Annotated in this window: 1 protein-coding gene; it reads left to right on the plus strand. The window is 78.2% G+C overall.

All coding sequences use genetic code 11. The annotated features are described in order from the left end of the window. The coding region (locus ABD308_RS23160) for a discoidin domain-containing protein (protein WP_344338174.1) at positions 1–1,171 on the plus strand (1,171 nt) is incomplete at both ends.

Consider the following 1,171-nt stretch of genomic DNA (forward strand, 5'->3'; position numbering starts at 1 on the left):
TGGCCGCCGAGGCCGCCCCCTGGCTGGCGCCGCTGCGCGACTACGGCCTCGGCGGGCAGGCCGCCCTGGACATGCTGCTGGCGCAGCGCGGCGGGGACGGCGGGGCCGCCTGGAAGGCCCGGGTGGAGCTGAACAAGCTGCGCGAGCAGCTCGGCCAGAGCCCGGCGACGGTCGGCGCGGGCGTGCTCGGCCCGTTCCTGGAGCGGGCGCTGCGGGCCGCCGACACCTGGGCCGGGGTGCAGGGCGGCGGCATCACCGCGACCACCACGCTGGGCACCGCGCACGACCACCTGCCTGCGCTGATGGCCGACGGCGTCGCCGACACGTTCTACTGGAGCTCGGCGCCGCCGCAGGCGGGCGACTCGGTCGGCCTGGACCTCGGCGGCGGGCGGCCGGTCGGCAGCGTGACCGTGCTGATGGGCTCCTGGGGCAGCGGTCCGGACGGCCAGAGCGCGCTCGACGACTACATCCGCGACGGCGTGCTGGAGTACTCCACCGGCGAGGGCGGCTGGAAGAAGCTGGCCTCGGTGAAGAACCAGAAGTCGGTCTCCGCGCAGCTGCCCGCCGGGACGGTCGTCCGGGCGGTGCGGCTGCGGGCCACCGCCGCGCAGAAGACCGCGGTCGCGGTGCGCGAGTTCTCGGTGACCGCGCCGGACGAGCTGCCGGCCAGCGTCTCCGGCGGCCCGGCCGCGCTGCCCGGCTCGTCCGCCGCCGCCGTGCTGGACGGCAACCCGGACACCGCCTACCGGGCGGCCACCGCGCCGACCGCGGCGGACGAGCCGCTCACCGTCGAGCTGGGCGCCGCCCGGCCGCTGGACCGGCTGACGATCCTCACCGACCCCGGCGTGCGGGCCTCGGCCGCCGTCGCGGTGCGGCACCCGGACGGCTCCTGGACCGAGATCGGCACCGTGCAGCCGGGCTGGAACGAGCTGTCGGCCGGCGGCCTGCCCGCCGACGCGTTCCGGCTGGCCTGGAAGCCGGGCGGGGAGCCGCCGGTGGTCAACCAGGTGATCCCCTGGTACGCCGACGCCCCGGTGGCCCGGCTGAGCCTGGCCGACGCCTCGGTGGACGCGGTGATCGGGGAGGCCTCGCCGGTGCAGGCGCGGGCGACCGTCGAGGCCGGGCGGCCGGAGGGCGTCACCGGGGAGCTGCGCACCGAGGTGCCGGGCGC

It is taken from the genome of Kitasatospora putterlickiae (genome assembly GCF_039527695.1).
Classification (GTDB): Bacteria; Actinomycetota; Actinomycetes; order Streptomycetales; family Streptomycetaceae; genus Kitasatospora; species Kitasatospora putterlickiae.